We start from the raw sequence: 2,844 nt of genomic DNA on the forward strand, positions 1-2,844 counted from the left end.
GGGTCAATAGCGATACCTGCGGCGGGCGTAGCCATCGTCTTTTCTACAAGCTGATTTTCAACTGGAAAGTCCTGCAACTTCACCATCTCGGCAATTTGAGTCCATAATGGCTTCGGTAGGAGCTTGGCAGCAGCTTTTAAAACTTCAGGTGGCATACATTGCCGGATATTTCTTAGTATTTCCAGCCCCTGGCTATCGTCAGTTGTAACTACATTCTCCAATTCATCAGCAATCAATTCCAAGGATTCTTTTGTCATATACTCTGAAATGTCAACAGGCTGCTGATCATGATTTCCTTGCTGGACAGTGTGCGGGTTGATGGGTGATTCTGGGAGACTTTCAGGCTGCACACTGCTGTCTAGTTTATATATGAGTGGGGTAGCAGTGTACCAGTTGATGAGTGATTCGTCCACTGGCTTGGAATGCCGATCTCCCCACACACATGGAGCAAATAGTGGCTCTATGCGTGTAGGGAATGGTTCTGATGCTGGAGTTTGTGTGGGGTTTTGAACTGTAATAGCTTGTTGGATTCCCTGCTCAGTCCAATCGACTTGGCTTTTAGTTTCATCAGCCATCCATCGAGTGAATTTTTTCTCAACCGATGCAAGTACTGCCAGTCGATCAGGGTGGTTCATTAATTCGGTGTTAATGGAATAAACCCGTTGCCGAACCCCATCTATCATCTTTTGTTCGGCTTTTGCGAATTTTAGCCCGATAAGGTCTAGTAGCCTGGAAATATATTTCATTTTTTCCTGCCCCGTCACCGACTCTGGTTCGGGTTTCATGTTTAGTGCTGATATTATTTCTGGTCGGCGTGCGTTTTGAATGAATTCTTTTACCTGTGGCATATCTTTGTACCATTCGCCTTGCGCGAATTGGAGTACGTTCAATTCTTTCAAAGCCCAAATGTCTAGGTGACTAATTTTTTTCATTCTGGCCATGAAAAAATCTTCTGCCGTGGCTTTATAATACCAATCTACCTCGTGCCGTTTTTGGGAAATCTTAAAGTTATTCAAAAAATAAAATCGTTGCTGTTGTGTGATGAAATCCTTATCTTTAATGTGTCTTTCGTAAATAAAATCCGTGCTATAAACCTTTTCCAATTCTATTCCCGGTAGTCTATCTAGAAAGCGTGTCTTTTCAATTCGTCTTTGTGTTGGTTTGCGTGGATTTCTCTTTGCTTCTGCATTTGCTTCTTCAAGTGTCTTAAACGCTTCAGCTTGAAAAATTTCTTCAGCGTGTTCTCTTTGAACGGCTTCTTTCGCTCCTTGAATAACCTCAATGAAATTCTGGCTAATATCCCACTGAATTATTTCAACTTTGTGTCCGACTTCTTCTAGGGCATGAATTAAACAGAGTCGTAAATTTTGCATCTCAAAATTATCTAGCACTCCTAAATAGCCTGAAAACTGCCACCAATCATCTGGATTTTTTGCCAATGCTTTCCCAATAACTTCTGAAGCTCTTTTGGGATCACCTGAATCATACGCAGCCATTTGTGCTGATGTATTTGCTCTATCCTGTAAGATTTGTAAGTATATTTTGGCTGAATAAGTATGTGGGGTAGCTCTATTATTTACCATTGAATAGTCGGGACATACCACATAATGAGGAATGGAATTATCCCTTAATCTAAACATTTGCTGGTGCTGAGAGTTTGTGTTTTGTACTCCTACAAAAAATGTCAGTTTATCTGTAAAGTATTTGAGAGTTACACTAACTCCTGACTCAGCCGTGGGGCTGATTATGATGTAGTCGGGCTGCTTACTTGCAATAAAATGATTGGGGTTTTTCATAAAAATCTTCGCCCATTCTTCACCAGCACTTTCAGAATTCAAACAAAATCCAACTTTTCCAAAAAGCTTGAAAACTTTATCCAGCGTCAGAGCAAAAGTTTTTGAATCACAAGCTATCCAGGGAATTACTCCCTCGGAACACATATATTTAACCAGTGCTGATCTATCGCGATTTTGTAGTTCCCCATCTAGGTTAATTCCCTCTATAAAAGTAATTGTATGGGGAGGTATTTTTCTCTTATTCTCAATTTTAATTACTCGCTTATTTTTAGCCAATTTTGCAATAAAATCTACATAAATATCAGAGAGATTTCCATCTAATAAAAAGATGCGATTGCACACCTCTAACGCTCGTGTAAATATTTTAATGACTTTCGCTTGGCTGTCTCCAAGGGTTCCTCCATTGATAGTGTGTAATAGAACAGAGCAAGTCTCATCTAAGTAGATATCACGACCTTCAAAGTAGCCATCGACGTATCCTATTGAATCTACACACAGCCCTAGATGTGTGTCTTCGTCGGGTATTAGCTCTTTAGCACCATCGTCGTTCAAGTGACATATATTCTTAATCCCTTCTGATTGGGATCTACTAATGGTCTGAAGTAGTAGGTTGTTCCGGTAGCTGAGGAGCCTTATTCCTTTTTTAGTCTGTTTAATTGCCAAAATCATTGCCCCTGTCTTGTGAGTTCCTAGCCCGGATTTGACAGCAATGATTGTATTAGATTCGGGAATTTCCGGGAATGTAAATTCATCTTGGTTTACTATAATATCGGGAGTATATTTTCTCGATTTTAGCCACATCTGCCAATTTTCCTGAAAACCATAAGGCACATTTTCATCATCAAGTAGCGATTCGCTAAGAGAAATTTTTCGTTTCTCTTCCTTGGCTAATTCCCAAAAATAATCGGGTGTAACGTAGGAAATATTTTGTAATTCTTTGTAGTTGAGTTCATCAACATCATTAGCTTCTTTTGTGACTTGACCCCACCAAGCAAAATTAGCAGACCACCCCCACTTTTCTAGGAGCAAAATAATCCTGCGCCATCTT

1 protein-coding gene is annotated in these 2,844 nt (G+C 40.0%); it reads right to left on the reverse strand.

The window, feature by feature from the left end:
* On the reverse strand, positions 1 to 2,844 hold a 2,844-nt coding region (locus tag VE944_RS31235), incomplete at both ends, for a plasmid replication protein, CyRepA1 family (RefSeq protein WP_324986803.1).

Origin of the sequence: Nostoc sp., assembly GCF_035638895.1 — a bacterium.
Lineage (GTDB): Bacteria > Cyanobacteriota > Cyanobacteriia > Cyanobacteriales > Nostocaceae > Nostoc.